The organism is Variovorax sp. P4_B11, from assembly GCF_056402355.1.
The window spans coordinates 1-16,020 of sequence record NZ_JBFUHO010000104.1; the positions used below are offsets into that span (position 1 = coordinate 1).

The window sequence follows — 16,020 nt, forward strand, 5'->3', positions numbered from 1 at the left end:
GCCGCGTACTTCGATTTCTACAACGCGCGCCGGCCCCATCAGTCGCACGACGGGCGCACGCCGGACATGGTCTACTTCGCCACGCTGCCGGCGATGAAGGAGGCTGCCTGATGGGTTGAACCATGAGTACATGGCTCAACCGGGGCGCCTCCGGCGGCCTGGCAGGGGCCTTGAAGATTGAAAGAATCAAACCGCAGCCAATCCACTTAACTCAGGTCGATGCGTGTTCAGACGACCGGAGCCGGTTCTAAACACCCGCCTCCTGCGACAGCCTCGTGAGCGCCGCGACGGACCCTACCCCCAGTTTCGTCATGATCGAGGCGCGGTGCAGTTTCACGGTGCGCTCGCTGATTCCAAGATCGCCGGCAATCTGCTTGTTGAGCCGGCCCCGCAGGACGTGGGAGAGTACTTCGAACTCTCGCACCGACAGTGCGCTGAAGCGCTCCTCCATCTCGCGCTGGCGAGCCCGCGCCTCGTGTTCATGCCCGTCCCGCGCCATGGCGCGACGTATCGCGTCGAGCAGTTGCTCCTTGGGGGCTCGTTTTTCCAGAAAGTCCTCCGCCCCGCCGCGCATCGCGCGCACGGTCGAAGCGATGTCGCCATGTCCGGTAAGAAAGAGGAGCGGCAGCGGGTTGCGCGTCAGGGCGAGCGCCGATTGCAGATCGAGTCCGTTCAAACCGGGCATCTGCAAATCCGCCACCACGCAACCCCGCGCGTCGTTGTCGCATTGCGCAAGAAATCCACTCGCAGAAAGGAAGGTCTTCACGGTGAAACCACTGACGAGCAGCAAGCGAGACGTGGCGGTGAGAAACGACACGTCGTCATCGACTATGTAAACGGTGGGTTCGGTCATGCTCATACTGCGGCGACTGCCTGTTCTCGAGCGCTCGAGCTTACCGCGCCGCCGACGAAGGGGCTGGTGTCTCGCCGGCTACTTCCCGAAAGGGAAGGTGTGCGCGGAGGCCTTTCTCACTATCCTCAGCACGGAAACAAACCCGCGATCCCGGCCTACGGTCTGTCAACGTCGACGAACGAAACCAGCAATGATCCAATTCCAACGCTTCGCCTGCACATTGCTGGTCGCGCTGGGCCTGTCGCTGATGGCGGATGCAATTGCACAGCAGCCTCCACCCGCCAAGCCCGCCAGGTCGGCCGCCAAGTCGGCTCCGCCCGAACTCGAAGCCAAGGCGATCGACCTCCTGCGCGCGATGGGCGGTGCTCTGACGACCGCCAATTCGATGTCGTTCACTGCCGTCGCCACCTACGAGAGCCCGAGCAGCGTCGGCCCCGCGCTGGCCTACGGAACCACTTCCGAAGTGTTGCTGCAGCGCCCCGACAGGCTGCGCGTGGTCACTCTCGGCGACGGGCCGGCCTCGGAGGTCTCCTATGACGGCAAGACCATCACTGCCTTCGCGCCGGCCGAGAACCTGGTCGCCGTGGCGCCGGCACCGCCCACCATCGATGCCATCCTCAAGCAGGCCTTTGACAACGCCGCGATCTACTTCCCCTTTGCAGACGTCGTCGGCAGCGACCCCTTCAAGGCGCTCACCGATGGCCTGGTCAAGGCCTTCTACATCGGCCCGTCGAAGGTCGTCGGCGGCACCACCACCGAGATGGTGGCTATCGCCAGCGACCAGATGTTCATGCAGATCTGGATCGGCGCCGACGACAAGCTGCCGCGCAAGATGCGCGCGGTGTTCCGCGGTGACCCCTTGCAGCTGCGCCACCAGGTGGAGCTGTCGAACTGGAAGCTCGACCCGGTCATCGCGGCGGAGGCCTTCGCGGCGCTGAACGCGGCGAACGCGAAGAAGATCGCCTTTGCGGCTCCGAAACCGCCCAAGGCCGCCAAGACCAAGTAGGGAGAACGAACCATGACAAACACCAAGGTCCTTCCTCTCGTGCTGGCGGCGCTCATGGCGGCGAGCTTCCACGAAACGGCGGCCGCCTGGGCCAGCGCCAACCGCTTCGGCGGCCATTCCTACGGCGGCTGGGGCGGCGCGACGCACACCAATGCCTGGGGCGGCTCGACCTCGCGCAGCTGGAACGGCGCCGTCAGCCACACCAACATATATGGCGGGCACTCTGCCGGGGTACCGGGCTACGGCGCCGTGCACACGACCGCCGGAGGCTTCAGCACCTACCACCCGCCGGCCTACGGCTACGCGGGCTATGCGCCCTACCACGCACCGGTGGCGGTGCCGTACTACCACGCGGGCTGCTACAACTGCGCCGGCGCGGTCGCTGCGGGCGCGGTCGTCGGCTTGGCGGCCGGCGCAGCGGTCGCCAGTGCTACGCGCCCGGTGTATTCAATGGGCGTGAACTACGCGACCGTGCCGTCCGGCGCGGTGATCGTGAATCAGGCCGGCATCAACTACTACCAGGTCGGCAGCACTTGGTTCCGGCCGTACTACGGCGCCAACGGCGTGTACTACACCGTCGTGCCGGCGCCCTACTGATGAACGACTGCCTCTCCAGGACTCTGCGTGAAAGCGCGATGCGCACCGATCGATGAAGCGCATGGCGACGCGGGGCTCCATGGCCTTCTGCTTGGGATGGCGATCATTGCAGGCCCTCGTTCTGGTCATGCTGACGGCCGCCGCACAAGCCGGCCTCCCAATCGCGGCGCCTGTGGCCGCGTCGCCGGACGCAGCGCAGGTCACGGTAATGAATCGCAAGGTGGCAGTGCTGCGCGATTCGTTCCTTGGCGTGGCGCCGGCAAACCGCGCCAAGCGTTTCGAACGCGCCATCGCAGAAATGCTCGACAAGGGAGGTGCCGGCGTGGTCAGCGTCCAACAGGCGCCCCAGGGCAACATCGTATCGATCGATGGCGAGTTCGCGCTGATTCTCACGCCGGAGGACGCCGACACAACCGGCGCGGAGACACTTGAGACGATCACGGAATCGACTCAGCAGGCGCTGCAAGGTGCGATCGATGCAACAAGAGAGTCGCGGAATCGCAGCATGCTGCTGCGCGGCGCGGCCGAAAGCGCACTGGCGACGCTGACAGCAGTGCTGGCCATCTGGGTTGGCTGGCGCGTTCGGCGCGCGACATTCGTGCGCACCGCCGATCTGTTTGAATCCAAGGCCGCTGGAATGCAGGTCGCCGGCGCGCCGCTGGTACACACTTCGCGCACGCGTGCACTTGCGCGAGGTCTGGTGAACGTTGTCGCCTGGTCGGGAGCCGTCATCCTGGTCTATGAATGGCTGGTCTTCGTGCTGACCCGATTTGCCTACACCCGCCCTTGGGGGGAAGAACTGGGCGATTTCCTGGTCGGCGTCTTCTGGCATATCGGCAGCGGCGTGCTGGGAGCGCTGCCCGATCTGGCGATCGCCGCGGTCATCTTGCTGCTTGCGCGCGGTGTGATTGGCGCAGTCCGGCCGATTTTTGACCGCGTCGAGCGTGGCTCAGGCGCCATTGGCTGGCTCGATCGCGATCTGGCCGCCCCGTCCCGGCGAATCTTCAGCGTGTCGGTCTGGTTGTTCGCGGTAGCGATGGCCTACCCCTACCTGCCGGGCGCACAAAGCGAGGCCTTCAAAGGGATTACTGTGCTGGTGGGCCTGATGCTGACCCTCGGCGGCTCCAGCCTCGTTGGGCAAGGTGCGAGCGGCCTGATCTTGATGTATTCGCGCACGATTCGAATCGGTGACTATGTTCGCATCCAGGAACAGGAAGGCACTGTGACTGAACTGAGCACCTTCACGGCCAAGATCCGGACCGGTCTGGGCGAGGAAATCAGCATCCCTAATTCCCTCATCATGGGATCTGTCACCAAGAACTATTCGCGCGCCGCGCTGGGCCAGGGCTTCATTCTTGACACCGTCTTGACCATCGGCTACGACACCCCGTGGCGGCAGGTCGAGGCCATGCTGATCGAAGCCGCCGGACGCACGGAGGGCATCCTGGACACGCCAAAGCCCAAAGTATTCCAGACCGCGCTTTCAGACTTCTATGTTGAATACCGCCTCGTTTGCCAAGCCGTTCCGGAAAGACCTCGCACGCGGGCGGAAGTGCTGCACATGCTGCACGCCAACGCGCTCGATGTGTTCAACGAAGCCGGCGTCCAGATCATGTCCCCCCACTACGTCGGCGATCCGAAAGCGGAGAAAGTAGTGCCCCTATCTCAATGGTATTCGCCATCGGCGCGCAAGGCCTGAACGCAGTGGTGCCTCGGACTCAGGGTCCCCGTGATGTCGCGGTGCAGACAATGCGGCCCTAAGTGCGGCCACTCGCGACGGTCAAGAAACCAAAGCGCTCGACCTCAAACCCTCAGCGCCAGACCGGACGCAGGCGCAGCTATTGCTGACCCGCCGCCCGGTGAGACCGGTAGGGTAAAGCGCAGGCTGGCGCCGCCACCCTCCACGTTCTCGGCCCACAGCCGCCCTCCGTGGGCCTCGACCAGTGTGCGCGAGATCGACAGGCCCATGCCCATCCCGGTCGGCTTGGTCGTGAAGAACGACCTAAAGATCTGCTCAAACCGCTCCTTCGGAATACCGGACCCAGTGTCGTTGACAGCGAACTCGACTGTCTCGGCGCCGCGACGCATCGCGGTGACCACAATGTTGCGCACCTTGTGGGCCGCTTCGTCGATGGCGTCCATGCCGTTGGAGATGAGGTTGAGAAGCACCTGCTGCAGATGGACTCGATCGCCAAGGACCGGCGGCAGATGGTGCGCAACTTGCCAAACCACGCTGATGCGGCGCGCTGCGGCGTCGGGACGGACCAACGCCGTGACCTCCTTCAGGAGGTCGTGCACGTTCAGCGGCATGACCTCCACCTCGTGGCGCCGCAGCATCGCGCGCATGCGATCGATCACGGCACCCGCTCGCTGGTCGTCGGCGAGGATGTCGTCGACAATCGCGCCGATTTCATCGAGGTCCGCGTGACCGGATTGCAGCATGAGTGCCGCGGCTTCGGCATTGCGCAGGATGGCGCCAAGCGGCTGGTTGATTTCGTGGGCCAGAGCGGCCGCCAACTGACCCATCACGGACAAGCGGCCTGCATGAGCGATCTCATGCCGCAGACGCAACATTTCCTGCTCGGCTTCCTTGCGCGTGGTGATGTCGCTGCAGGCGCCCTGGCTGCGGACAGCGCGCTGGCCTTCGAACTCGAATCGTCCTTGCGCCGAAATCCACCGCGTGCTGCCATCGGAAACGCGGACGCGAAACTCCGTCTGATAGTGCCCACCCCTGTCCCCTCCCGCCGCCCCGCAGAATGCCAGACGAACCATGTCGCGGTCGTCGGCATGCACCTTCAATAGCGACGACTCCAGATCCATCGGCTCGCTCGGCGAAAAGTCGAACAGCTGCCGAGTCCTCGGGCTCGCCCAGAAGGTATCGCGCGCGATATCACGCATCCAGAGGCCCAGGTTCGCAGCTTGTGTGGCGAGCGTCATGCGCTCCTCGCTTTCGCGCAACGCATGCAGCAGTTTCGCCGCGTGACGCACGTTGCGACTCAGTTCGTAGGCCATCGCGAACACAATGCCCAAAGAGAACAAGCTGACCGTGATCGGCGCCTCGACAAAGCCCCAGAACACCAGCACCGCCTGACCCACACCACCCAGGGCGAAGAAGCAGGCCGTGCCGCCGATGGCGAGCGCAGCGGCCCTGTCGCCGCGGCGCCATGTCGAGAGGCTTGCATCCAGGACAAAAATCGCGAGCAGGCCCATCGTCAATTGGCCGACCAGCATCCACGGATTGGGCGTCCCGATGGCGACCGAGACGTTCTCGCCCAGGAACGAGATGGCGCGCAACGCCGAGATCTCTTTGAAGTTCAGTGACCGACCGCTCAGGAAGTTGGGAAACAACGTGAAGGTCCGCAGTGCGATGACTGTCCACCCAAACCAGGCGCGACCGCTTTTGAGATAGCTGCGCACGAAGCCGACCAGCGACACGGTGGCGAGCCAGACCGCCACCTGTCCCGCGCGATTCGCGAGGGCATACTCTTCTGGCGCCTGCGCTTTCATCATGACGAGTTCGCAGAAGGCAAGCGTAGCGGTCGCCGCCGCCAAGACGGAAAGGAACAAACTCGGCCAGGCTGACCGATCCTTCAACCACACCGGCAAATGCACCGCAGCCAGCATGAGGCATGCGGACCCGACCATGGCCCAAATGATGGTGACCCAACTCATGAAAACTCCATTCGGTGCCCAAGCCCAATTCTCGTCCGGGTCAAGTGACGTGACCTGGGAGCACGCCCAAGCCATGGAGGAATCATAAGCATTACGGCGCCGCACGTGCCTTGGCGGCATCGGTCATGTCGTGAAGGCCACGACGGACGGCCAGTTCCCTGCATAGCGACCGAGTAGGTTGCAGCGCACGAGGCAAAAGTTGGTCAGGGAAGCTGGCCGAAGACCTGCGCGACGAAATCAGCCATACGCTACCTTGTGCTTCCCGAGCGCGGGCACCGATGCCGCCGCGGCGCGCCGCAGCTCTTCCACCAGCCGCTCGTCAAGGTGGCCCAATTCCGAAGAGTCGGCCGCGACCAGAAACAAGTGCCCACGGGCACCTGCAAGGCATTCGGAATCTTAGTGATCGTCGACAGCGTCGGATCGCGTTTGTTGTTCTCAAGCAGCGACATGCAGGGAACCGAGCAATCAGCGCGTTGAGAGGCATCGCCCTGCACGATGCCCTGGCGCTGGCGAAACCAACGAATCGAGCGTCCCACGTCCTTGAGGATTTCTGGCGCGGAGCCCCTGCTCCCTCTACGCACTGCTCAACGCTGCCGGAGTTCCAACGGCCGCGGCCGAGTGCTGAGCGTGAAATTTCGAAGTACCGTCAGCGTTTTGCCAAGGGGGCGGAGAATCCACGCACACTTTGGACGCGCGGTTGGCGCCGTCAATGCTTGGAAGTCGATTCATTCGCGAAACCAGCGCGCAGCAGATTCATAGGTAAGCGGTGCAAGATGGGTACTACACCGGTACTACACCAGCAAAGCAAATGCCGCTGGAAGCGCTTCAGCGTGCGCGAATCACGTCGGATACGACGCCGTTCTCGTTGACCGTGCAGTTGGCGGCAGGTTTCCCGGCACCGATGTTGAGGGTGACGACGTAAATCCCTTGCTGCATGGTCATCAAGTCGCTGATTGGCTTCACGTCTTCCCTTGGCGCCTTGTACTCGCGGGAAACAGCGTCGATGCAACTGGTTCGCGCCACGAGCGGGGACATGAAGCCTCCTATGATCGGCGCCGGAGGTCGATAGTTGGCACAGCCGCCAGCGACGAGACAAAAAATGATGGATGCTGTAGAACGACTGCGAAAAGACATGCTGCTCGTCGGAGTTGGGCTGGTTGTTGCGTATGCGGACTTGACCTGCACTTACGCTCATTGAGGCAGGATGCGAGCGGCCTCGCCATTGCCCTGGATGAAGACCCGCTCACCCACTCGCAGTCCGGGCGTCACCGGCTGAGTCACCTCGACAAGCACACCACTGTCGGTGCGAACGAAGATCTGCTGACCTTCAAGCGGCTTGCTGTAGCGTTCCGCGATGTGGCTGCCCGCCATGCTGCCGCCGATCGCACCCACGACCATCGCAACATCGCGGCCAGTGCCGCCACCGATCAAGCTGCCAATGCCCACGCCGGCCAGTCCACCGAGCACAGCTCCCACGCCGGTATGGTGAGAGGTCGCGATCTCTGTAGGCATGATCTGCTCGATCTTGCCTTGTCGGATCGACATCGATCCTTGCTGCGATCCCGGTGCGGCGCAAGCGGTGAGAAAGAGAGCCATTGCGAATGCGGAAAACAGCGAGAAAAGACGCACTTTCATGGATTGAAACTCCGGTACAGGATGGAAGAAATTGAAGTTGCGTCCCCGGAGGCCGCGAACTCCTCGCCGTGCACCTGCGGCACGTCCGCAACGACGGCGACAGGGAAACGGGGATCGGCGCGCTCATTGGTTAGTGCACGCACTGTGTGCGTTTCCGATTGCGGCGTCTACTGCCCTTTAGGGAAGGCGCGCACGCGCTTCTTTGCCCATATGCTCGGCCCCAAATCAAAGAGGGGTCAATGTGGGAACTCGAGCTCGTCCTTATCTCGCCATTGTCGCAATTGCTTCTGGCGCACTCCTTGCCGGCTGTTCCACGCCCGGCTCGAGCAGCACCGGGATCGTGGCGTCAAACAACGCCGAGGCCAAGATCAGCAAAGTTGGATTTCTTTCGGAGCCCGGCCGGTTGAAGCCCACGCCCGGCGGGGAGGGCTTCCTGTGCTGGCTGCAACCGGGGGTCCGGTGGGGCAGCTACGACAAGGTCATGATCGAGCGCATCCAGGTCTACCTGGAGCCCAGTGCGACGCAACGTCCAGTGGATCCGACGGACCTGAAGACGCTGCTCGACTACTTTCATGCGGCCTTGGTCAAGAACCTCCAGCCGGGCATCCAAGTCGTCGATGCGGCTGGCCCGGGCGTGTTGCGCCTGAAGATTGCGCTGACCTCGCTGATCCCCACCAACACCGTTGCCAGCCTGGCCGGCACGGCGGTGCCCTACGGCTTTGTCGCCGAGATGGGCACGGGTGCGGCGACTGGGCGGCCTGTGGGTTCGACTCCCTACATGGGCCAGACCGGGCTGGAGGCGCAGTTCAGAGACGGCGCCACCGGCAAGGTGGTCGGCGAATGCGCGGACACCGAGATCGGACTCAAGTACGCCGCGGACCTGAACAAGGGTGCGACGACCGCGGCGGTCGCATGGATGAACGGCTACGTCAGCTCGTTCACGAGCTGGAGCTATGCGCAGGACGCCTTCAACAAATGGTCGGAGGCGTTCGCGCGTCGATTCGCCGCGCTGCGTGCTGCATCACAGTGAGCGCCTTGGACATGAAGTTTTTTCGGAGGGAGGCCCTCTTCCCCCGCCCACGGACTTGGGCCCTCAGCGTGATGGTGGCGGCCCTTTTCTCAGCATCTGCCCATGCGCAACAAAGCAATGAGGAACTTGCCAAGGCGGCGCAGAACCCGCTGGCCAGCTTGATCAGCGTTCCATTTCAGCTCAACACCAATTTCGACACTGGGCCAGAGCAGCGCACACAGAACGTGCTCAACATCCAGCCGGTCGTGCCCTTCAGCCTCAACGAGGATTGGAACCTGATCTCGCGGACCATCATGCCGCTGATCTGGCAGCCGGCCTCCTCACCTTTCGAAGGCTCCACGTTCGGTCTCGGAGACATCCAGCTCAATGGCTTCCTGTCACCGAAAAACTCAGGCAGCTGGATCTGGGGTGTCGGCGCGGTGGCGCAACTGCCCACGCACACCAACGACCGGCTCGGCAACGATCGATGGGGCCTTGGCCCGACGGCCGTCGTGCTTCGGCTCGAGAAAGGCAGTCCCTGGGTCTATGGCGCATTGATCAACAACATCTGGTCGGTGAGCAGTTCGTCGACCGATCCGAAGATCAACCAGCTGACCTTGCAGCCATTCCTGAACTACAACTTTCCGGGAGGCTTCTACCTGACCTCGTCGCCGCTCATCACCGCGAACTGGGAGGCGGCCGGAGGTCAGAAGTGGACAGTGCCAGTGGGCGGAGGCGTCGGCAAGATTGTCCGCTTCGGCAAGCTGCCGGTGAACCTGCAGGCCTCCGCCTACTACAACGTGGAGCGACCTAACAACGCACCTCGCTGGGCGCTGAGACTCCAGGCGCAGCTGATGTTCCCCAAATGAGTGTTCAGAAGATGCGCTGGCAACGCGCGATCCACAACAAGGTGCATCGTAGCGTCATCGCCATCGCTCTGGGAGCTGCGTGGATGACGGCGGGTCGTCGGGCGTACGGCAGTGACGGACCGTCGGACAAGGGGACGATTTCACAATGAACAAGTCGTATCGCAGCCTTTGGAACGCCGCATTGTCGTCCTGGGTGGCAGTGCCCGAGACGGCGCGCACACAGAGCAGCGGCAAGGCCCGAACGCGAACTTGTCTAGGCGCATTGCGGCGAACCGTCCTGGCCTTCGCCGTGGCAAGCGCCTGGGCGATGCCCGCGCCAGCAGCCACGCTGTACTGGGACATCAACGGCGTAACGCCAGGGCTTGGGGGTGCCGGCACCTGGAACACCACCAACAACTTCTGGAACACGAGCGCGACTGGCACCGGAGGAAGCCCTTCGATTTGGAATAACGTCACGCTCAACGATGCGGTCTTCGACGGAACGGGAACCATGGCGGTGACATTGGGTACGCCCATCACCGTACACAACCTCAGCTTCGGCGCTTTGTCCAGCTACACACTTGGGGGTAGCACGCTCACCCTGGCCGGAAGCGCACCGACCATCAACACCCTCGGCGGCACCCACACGATCGGCGCGACCCTGGCAGGAAACGCCGGCTTGATCAAGACGGGCGCTGGAACGCTGGTGCTGGCGGGTCCCAACACCTACGCTGGCGCTACCAGAATCACTGGTGGCACGCTGGCCGTGTCCGGCTCGCTAAACGGCACCGCGATCAGCTTTGGGGGTGCCGCAGCAGGCACCCAGTTGAACGCGACCTCGCTCAACAGCCTGACCGGCACCACCTCATTGAGTGTCAACAGCGCCAATGCTACGGCGGTGCTTTCGGCGGCCAACAACCACACAGGGGCCACGAACCTCAGCAGTGGCATCCTGCGCCTGGCCGACGGCGGGGCGCTGGCCAATTCGGCCCTCACCATCGACGGCGACGGAACGACGCTCCAACTCCGTAGCGACACCAACACCGCGTTTGCCACAGCCGGCGGCAGCATCAGCGGTTTCGGCAACCACGGCTCGCGAAACTACACCATCGACGCCGACCAACTCACGAGTGCCGGCGCTGGAAGAACGCTGACGCTGGGCAACCTGAGTATCTTGCCAGGGCAGTCGCCAACCATCAATTTCACCGGTGGCCACGGCTACACCATTGCCACCGGGAACATCACAAGCCCTGGCGCGTTCAATCTGACACTGAACGCCTCCGGCGTGAATGTGAACATCGGCTCGGTGACGCTCACCACCTCCCCGTTGCCGTTTCAGGACCTGACCCTTCGCAGCAGTTCGGCCACCGGAATGAACACCATTGGGGCGATCAATGGAAATTTCAGAGTTAATGGGGATGGCAACGGCACCTGGCAACTGACTGCGCCGAGTTCGTTTACCGGCTCCCTACTAGTAGGGCGCACCGGTGCCAACACCATTCAGTTTTCCGACGTCAGCCAACTGGGAACGGGAATCGGCACCAATTTCATTGCCATACAGAACGGCTCAACCCTCCGTTACACGGGCACCAGCAGCCAATCCACCACCGCACGTGACCTGGGCTGGAACTCGGGGGCGGCCATCATTGACGTGACCTCGGCCAGCGCCAACCTGACCTTCGACATCACCGGCGGCCTCCGCAACAATCAAATCACCAAGGCCGGAGCCGGCCAAGCGACGCTGAGAAAGTCCACAGCGATCAACGAGATCACCGGCGCCCCGGTGTTGATCACCGGCGGCATCTTGGAATACAACCAGAACAATGCGGGCGCCATCAATCGCTTCGCAGGCGCCGTCACCGGCTCGGCGGGCACGCAAATCAAGGTGTCAGGCACCGGCTATATTGGCAACGACAATCTCACCGCCGACTGGAGTGCCAATCGCGCGAGCTTGGATGTTGGCAGCGGCGCTGCCTTCGATTTGCGCGGCAACAAAGTAACGGTAGATGCCCTGACCGGCGGTGGCACAGTTCGAAACAGCTTCCTGAATTCTCTGACGGAAAGCGGTGTCGTCGGATACACATTGTCCGTCGGCGTCAACGGCGGCTCGGGCACTTTTGGCGGTGTCATCCGCGGCAGCCTGACCAATACGGGCGAACATGCGGCAGATGCCGGCGGCCCGAACGCGATCATCAATCTCGCCAAAATCGGCTCCGGCACCCAAACCTTCACCGGCGTCAACACCTACGCCGGCACCACCACCGTCAATGCAGGCACCCTGCAACTCGGCAATGGCGGCACCACCGGCAATCTAGGTTCGGGAGCGGTCACGGTGGCTGGGGGCGCGACGCTGAGCTTCAACCGCAGCAACAGCTACACGGTGGGAAACACGATCAGCGGTGGAGGCACGCTGGCCCAGATCGGCACCGGCACGACTGTGCTGACGGGCACGAACACCTATTCCGGTGCGACGACTGTTTCGGCGGGATCGCTCTACGTCAACGGCGAACAAACGGGAGCCACCGGCCTCACCTCGGTGGCGAACGGCGCGACGCTGGGCGGCACCGGGATCCTTGGCGGCAGCGTCGCGATCGGCGACGGCATCCTCGCGCCCGGCACCTCGCCCGGCACGCTGACGATCAACGGCAATCTGTTGCTGACAGGCGCATCGCGGCTCAACTATGAGTTCGGACAAGCGAGCACCATCGGCGGCGCGTTCAACGACCTGACCGTGGTGGGCGGCAATCTGACGCTGGACGGCACCCTCAACGTCGCCACCTCGGCAGGTGGCACTTTCGGCCCCGGCCTGTACCGCGTGATCAGCTATGGCGGCACGCTGACCGACAACGGCCTTGCCCTCGGCACGCAGCCCGCCGGCAGCACGACCTTCGTGCAGACCGCCGTCGCCAACCAGGTCAACCTGGTCAATACGGCGGGCTTGGCGCTGAATTTCTGGGACGGCCCCATCGTGCCGCGCAATAACGGTGTGGTCAATGGCGGCAACGGCACCTGGCAGGCCTCGGCCGGCAACGACAACTGGACCGAGGCCACCGGCGCCATCAATGCGCCGTACGCGAACGGCGCCTTCGCGATCTTCTCTGCAGCGCCAGGCACAGTGACGGTGGACAACAGCCTGGGCGCGGTGGTCTCCGGGGGCATGCAGTTCGCCAGCAGCGGCTACGTGGTGCAAGGCGGCCCGATCACGCTGGCCGCCGGCAGCAACACCCTGCGCGTGGGCGACGGCACCGCGCCGGGTGCGGGCTACGTGGCCACCATAGTGTCGGAGCTCGCTGGTAGCGGAGGAATCGACAAGACCGATCTGGGAACGCTGGTCCTGACCGGCGCCAACAGCTATACCGGCGGCACCACCACCAGTGCCGGTACGCTGCAGTTGGGCAATGCAGGAACGACGGGCTCGATCGTGGGCAACGTGACCAACAACGGCACGCTGGCCTTCAATCGCTCGGACGACGCCACCTTTGGCGGCGTGATCAGCGGCACGGGTGCCGTCGCCAAGCTTGGCGCCAACACACTCACGCTGACGGGTGCCAACACCTACACGGGTGCCACCACGGTGGCCGCGGGCACCTTGCGCGCTGGCGCGGCCAACACGCTCAGTGCCGCCTCGGCCCACACGGTCGCAACGGGCGCCACCCTGGACACCAGCGGCCTCAACCAGCGCGTGGCGGCACTGACCAACAGCGGAACCGTCAGCCTGGTCAGCGCCGCAGCGGGCAGCACGCTCACGACGAATGGCGTCTATGTGGGCAATGCCGGCCTCCTGCGGCTGGGCACCGCTCTCGCCGGCAGCGCCAGCGTGAGCGACAGGCTCGTGCTCGACGGAGCTGCGGCACGTGCCAGTGGCAACACGACAATCCAGATCGCCAACCTCGGCGGCCTGGGCGCGCTCACCACGGGCAATGGCATCGAGGTGGTGAGCGGGCGCAATGGAGCGACCACCACCGCGCAGACGACCAAGAGCGCCTTCAGCCTGGCCGGTGGCCATGTGGACGCGGGTGCCTTCGAGTACCGTCTCTATGCGGCCGACCTGCTTGGAGGTGGGGAGAACTGGTACCTGCGCTCGACCGCGCCTCCCATCCTGCCGATACCCCCGATCGAACCCACGCCTCCGTTGCAGTCAGAGCAACCCGCGCAGCCTCAACCGGTTCCGCCCGTTCAAGTGCCCACCTATCGCGCCGAGGTACCGCTGCTGGCCGCCTTGCCGGCGCAGCAGCGGCAATCCGACCTGGCGATGCTGAGCAACCTGCATCGGCGCATGGGGGATGAGGCTCCCGCGGCCACGGCGGGCGAGTCCAGCAGCGGCCCTGACAGCCAGGCGCCGGATGCGAGCACGCGCCGGGCGTGGGCGCGCATGGTGTATGCCGACCTGGGGATGGAGCAATCGGGCATAGCACAGGCTCAGACCGACGGGCACGTGAGCGGTGTACAGGCCGGGAGCGACCTGCTGGTGAAAGGCAACTGGCGCGCCGGCGTCTATGTCGGGTATCTGGACGGCAACGCCGACGTCGCTGGCAATGCACATGGGCTCACCGCGCGGGTGGGCAGCAACAAACTGCAGTCACGCTATCTGGGTGCCTATGCGACCTGGATGGACGCCGATGGCTGGTACGTCGACAGCGTGCTGCAAGGCGGTAGCCAGCGCTATGACGTGCGTCCGGACATCAACCCTCAGGTCTCGGACAAGGCCAGCAGCTTCACGGCCTCCGTGGAGACGGGCAAGGCGTTCGCACTCGACGAGCGCTGGAGCATCGAACCGCAGGCGCAACTCGCCTGGCAGCACAGCCGCTACGATGACCTGATCCTCAGTGGCGCGCGTGTGCACCAGGACCCGGGCGATGGCTGGATCGCTCGCTTGGGCTTGCGCGTGAAGGGCGACTTCGTGACGGGCGCCGGTCGGCTGCAGCCCTATGGGCGCGTGAACCTGTACCACGCGAGCATCGGGGACGATGTGGCCACATTCATCGGCCCGGCGGGAGTGACCGCGATGGCGAGCGGAAGCAGCTACAGCGCTGGCGAGGTGGCCGCTGGAGCGACCCTGGCCTTGACGCCGGCCACGAGCCTGTACGGGGAACTCGGCCATCTCTGGAGCATCGGCGGCGATGCCACCGTGAAAACGTCCGTGCAGGCGTCGATCGGCGTCAAGGTGCGCTGGTAGCCATACCGCCAGTCAATCTCATGTCATTGTTCGTCGCGCCGCCGTCCCAAGCCTACATCGCGATGCGCCTTCACTGGCCCAAGGGAACGTTGGCGATCGCCAGCTTTAGATTCACAGGAGAAAGCTTTGAAAAATAGATCGGTACTGGCTGCGACGGCAGCTTTGGGAATGATGGCCTTGCTGCCGCTGGATGCCTCGGCGGCCGCGTGCGTCAAGGGCGTTTATCGCGCGGGCTGTGCCGGCCCGAACGGCGCTGTCGTGGTCAGAAAACCCCCGCCGCCCAAGGTCACTTGCGTCAATGGTGTCTACCGCGCGGGGTGCGCCGGGCCCAACGGCGCTGCGGTCGTCCGCAAATAGCTGTCCGAACTGGGGCGCTAGCAAACTGAAATTGGTTGGGCCTTGAAGCATCGAGGCTCGGCGCAGGCGGCCCGCGCCCCGACGGGACGCGGCGCATCTTCTATCCAAAACCCGGGATGGACAATGGACATGCAATTGCTTCGAATGCTGACACTGCCTGCGATGGCGGTGCTTGTGACTGCGGGATGCGCTTCGGGCCCGCCCTTCATCGACCAGATGCAGCCGGAGGCTATCTCCATGGCGACTCGGCGCGGCCAGTTCGAGTTGAACTGCCCGACCGCGACCGGTGAGATGCTGTCGCGCGAAACTACACAGCCGCTGGTGCAGAACTGGCGCTTCCAGGGCACGGTGCGCGCGGAATACACGGTCGGTGTGTCCGGTTGCGGCCAACGCACGACCTACGTGGTGATCTGTCCAGAGAATGGCAACAGTTGCTTTCCGGCGGGCTCCCGACTGGGCATTCTGCGATAGCTACAGCGATGGAGTGACGTCGCCATTCATCGAGGCTCACTTCGGGTGGTCGCTGTCCTCCGCAGGTACATTTCACGGCCCACAGCCGAAGCCGAAAGCAGCCGCATGCGTCGTGTCGCATCCCTGATCCTGGTCGTCCTGCTCGCAGCCTGCACGACGATCGCCCTCCACCGCTTCGACCAGCTCTACGGGCCGGCCGATCCCAAGCGTTTCGACCAGCCGCTGGCGCCGGCGCCCGGCGAGTCCTATGCGCAGACCATCCAGCCGATCCTCGACCGCCGCTGTGTGGCCTGCCACGCCTGCCACGACGCCCCGTGCCAGCTCAAGGCCACCGCCTGGGAAGGCATTGCGCGCGGCGCCAGCAAGACGCCGGTCTACGACGCCACGCGCCTGCTG

The 16,020-nt window shown here is 64.1% G+C and carries 12 protein-coding genes and 1 pseudogene; 8 read left to right on the forward strand and 5 right to left on the reverse strand.

What is annotated here, in order from left to right; translation table 11 throughout:
* Positions 1 to 247: 247 nt before the first annotated feature.
* The gene (locus AC1DYD_RS39605) at positions 248 to 853 is read right to left on the reverse strand and encodes a response regulator transcription factor (RefSeq protein ID WP_478178197.1); all 606 of its coding nucleotides are present in this window, start codon (positions 851 to 853) and stop codon (positions 248 to 250) included.
* Positions 854 to 1,043: 190 nt separating this feature from the next.
* Between AC1DYD_RS39605 and AC1DYD_RS39610 the strand changes: the two genes are divergently transcribed.
* From AC1DYD_RS39610 to AC1DYD_RS39620, 3 genes are read left to right on the forward strand one after another with little or no spacing between them, the layout of a single operon-like run.
* Positions 1,044 to 1,859, forward strand: a complete 816-nt coding sequence (locus tag AC1DYD_RS39610) for a DUF2092 domain-containing protein (protein WP_478178198.1) — start codon at positions 1,044 to 1,046, stop codon at positions 1,857 to 1,859.
* Between the two features lie 12 nt (positions 1,860 to 1,871).
* Entirely contained in the window at positions 1,872 to 2,456 is a 585-nt protein-coding gene (locus tag AC1DYD_RS39615; protein WP_478178199.1) for a hypothetical protein, read from the forward strand.
* Positions 2,457 to 2,508: 52 nt separating this feature from the next.
* Complete coding sequence (locus tag AC1DYD_RS39620; protein ID WP_478178200.1) at positions 2,509 to 4,155, forward strand: mechanosensitive ion channel family protein; 1,647 nt, start codon at positions 2,509 to 2,511, stop codon at positions 4,153 to 4,155.
* Positions 4,156 to 4,259: 104 nt separating this feature from the next.
* Here AC1DYD_RS39620 and AC1DYD_RS39625 read toward each other — a convergent pair whose 3' ends face one another.
* From AC1DYD_RS39625 to AC1DYD_RS39640, 4 genes are all read right to left on the reverse strand, one after another.
* Positions 4,260 to 6,128 (reverse strand): sensor histidine kinase, encoded by a 1,869-nt coding sequence (locus AC1DYD_RS39625; RefSeq protein ID WP_478178201.1) that lies wholly within the window; start codon positions 6,126 to 6,128, stop codon positions 4,260 to 4,262.
* Between the two features lie 248 nt (positions 6,129 to 6,376).
* On the reverse strand, positions 6,377 to 6,709 hold the full coding sequence (locus AC1DYD_RS39630; RefSeq protein WP_478178202.1) for a helix-turn-helix domain-containing protein: 333 nt from the start codon (positions 6,707 to 6,709) through the stop codon (positions 6,377 to 6,379).
* A 244-nt stretch (positions 6,710 to 6,953) separates the two neighbouring features.
* On the reverse strand, positions 6,954 to 7,163 hold the full coding sequence (locus tag AC1DYD_RS39635) for a hypothetical protein (RefSeq protein WP_478178203.1): 210 nt from the start codon (positions 7,161 to 7,163) through the stop codon (positions 6,954 to 6,956).
* Positions 7,164 to 7,319: 156 nt separating this feature from the next.
* Entirely contained in the window at positions 7,320 to 7,763 is a 444-nt protein-coding gene (locus AC1DYD_RS39640) for an outer membrane lipoprotein (RefSeq protein WP_478178204.1), read from the reverse strand.
* 340 nt (positions 7,764 to 8,103) lie between these two features.
* On the opposite strand from AC1DYD_RS39640, the gene AC1DYD_RS39645 reads away from it, so the two are divergent.
* The 5 genes and pseudogenes from AC1DYD_RS39645 to AC1DYD_RS39665 all read left to right on the forward strand — a co-directional run.
* Positions 8,104 to 8,793: a DUF3313 domain-containing protein gene (locus AC1DYD_RS39645; protein ID WP_478178205.1), complete on the forward strand. Its 690-nt coding sequence runs from the start codon at positions 8,104 to 8,106 to the stop codon at positions 8,791 to 8,793.
* Between the two features lie 68 nt (positions 8,794 to 8,861).
* A complete protein-coding gene (locus AC1DYD_RS39650) occupies positions 8,862 to 9,641 on the forward strand; it encodes a transporter family protein (RefSeq protein WP_478178206.1) in 780 nt (259 codons plus the stop codon).
* 145 nt (positions 9,642 to 9,786) lie between these two features.
* The gene (locus AC1DYD_RS39655) at positions 9,787 to 14,796 is read left to right on the forward strand and encodes an autotransporter outer membrane beta-barrel domain-containing protein (RefSeq protein ID WP_478178207.1); all 5,010 of its coding nucleotides are present in this window, start codon (positions 9,787 to 9,789) and stop codon (positions 14,794 to 14,796) included.
* A 480-nt stretch (positions 14,797 to 15,276) separates the two neighbouring features.
* Entirely contained in the window at positions 15,277 to 15,624 is a 348-nt protein-coding gene (locus AC1DYD_RS39660; protein ID WP_478178208.1) for a hypothetical protein, read from the forward strand.
* A 105-nt stretch (positions 15,625 to 15,729) separates the two neighbouring features.
* Positions 15,730 to 16,020: pseudogene (locus tag AC1DYD_RS39665) on the forward strand (fatty acid cis/trans isomerase); the annotation flags it as partial.

What these genes read in the sequence shown, in the direction of transcription:
- AC1DYD_RS39605 (WP_478178197.1), bottom strand. Translation starts at nt 853, where the DNA reads ATGACCGAACCCACCGTTTACATAGTCGATGACGACGTGTCGTTTCTC.
- AC1DYD_RS39610 (WP_478178198.1), top strand. Translation starts at nt 1,044, where the DNA reads ATGATCCAATTCCAACGCTTCGCCTGCACATTGCTGGTCGCGCTGGGC.
- AC1DYD_RS39615 (WP_478178199.1), top strand. Translation starts at nt 1,872, where the DNA reads ATGACAAACACCAAGGTCCTTCCTCTCGTGCTGGCGGCGCTCATGGCG.
- AC1DYD_RS39620 (WP_478178200.1), top strand. Translation starts at nt 2,509, where the DNA reads ATGAAGCGCATGGCGACGCGGGGCTCCATGGCCTTCTGCTTGGGATGG.
- AC1DYD_RS39625 (WP_478178201.1), bottom strand. Translation starts at nt 6,128, where the DNA reads ATGAGTTGGGTCACCATCATTTGGGCCATGGTCGGGTCCGCATGCCTC.
- AC1DYD_RS39635 (WP_478178203.1), bottom strand. Translation starts at nt 7,163, where the DNA reads ATGTCCCCGCTCGTGGCGCGAACCAGTTGCATCGACGCTGTTTCCCGC.
- AC1DYD_RS39640 (WP_478178204.1), bottom strand. Translation starts at nt 7,763, where the DNA reads ATGAAAGTGCGTCTTTTCTCGCTGTTTTCCGCATTCGCAATGGCTCTC.
- AC1DYD_RS39655 (WP_478178207.1), top strand. Translation starts at nt 9,787, where the DNA reads ATGAACAAGTCGTATCGCAGCCTTTGGAACGCCGCATTGTCGTCCTGG.
- AC1DYD_RS39660 (WP_478178208.1), top strand. Translation starts at nt 15,277, where the DNA reads ATGGACATGCAATTGCTTCGAATGCTGACACTGCCTGCGATGGCGGTG.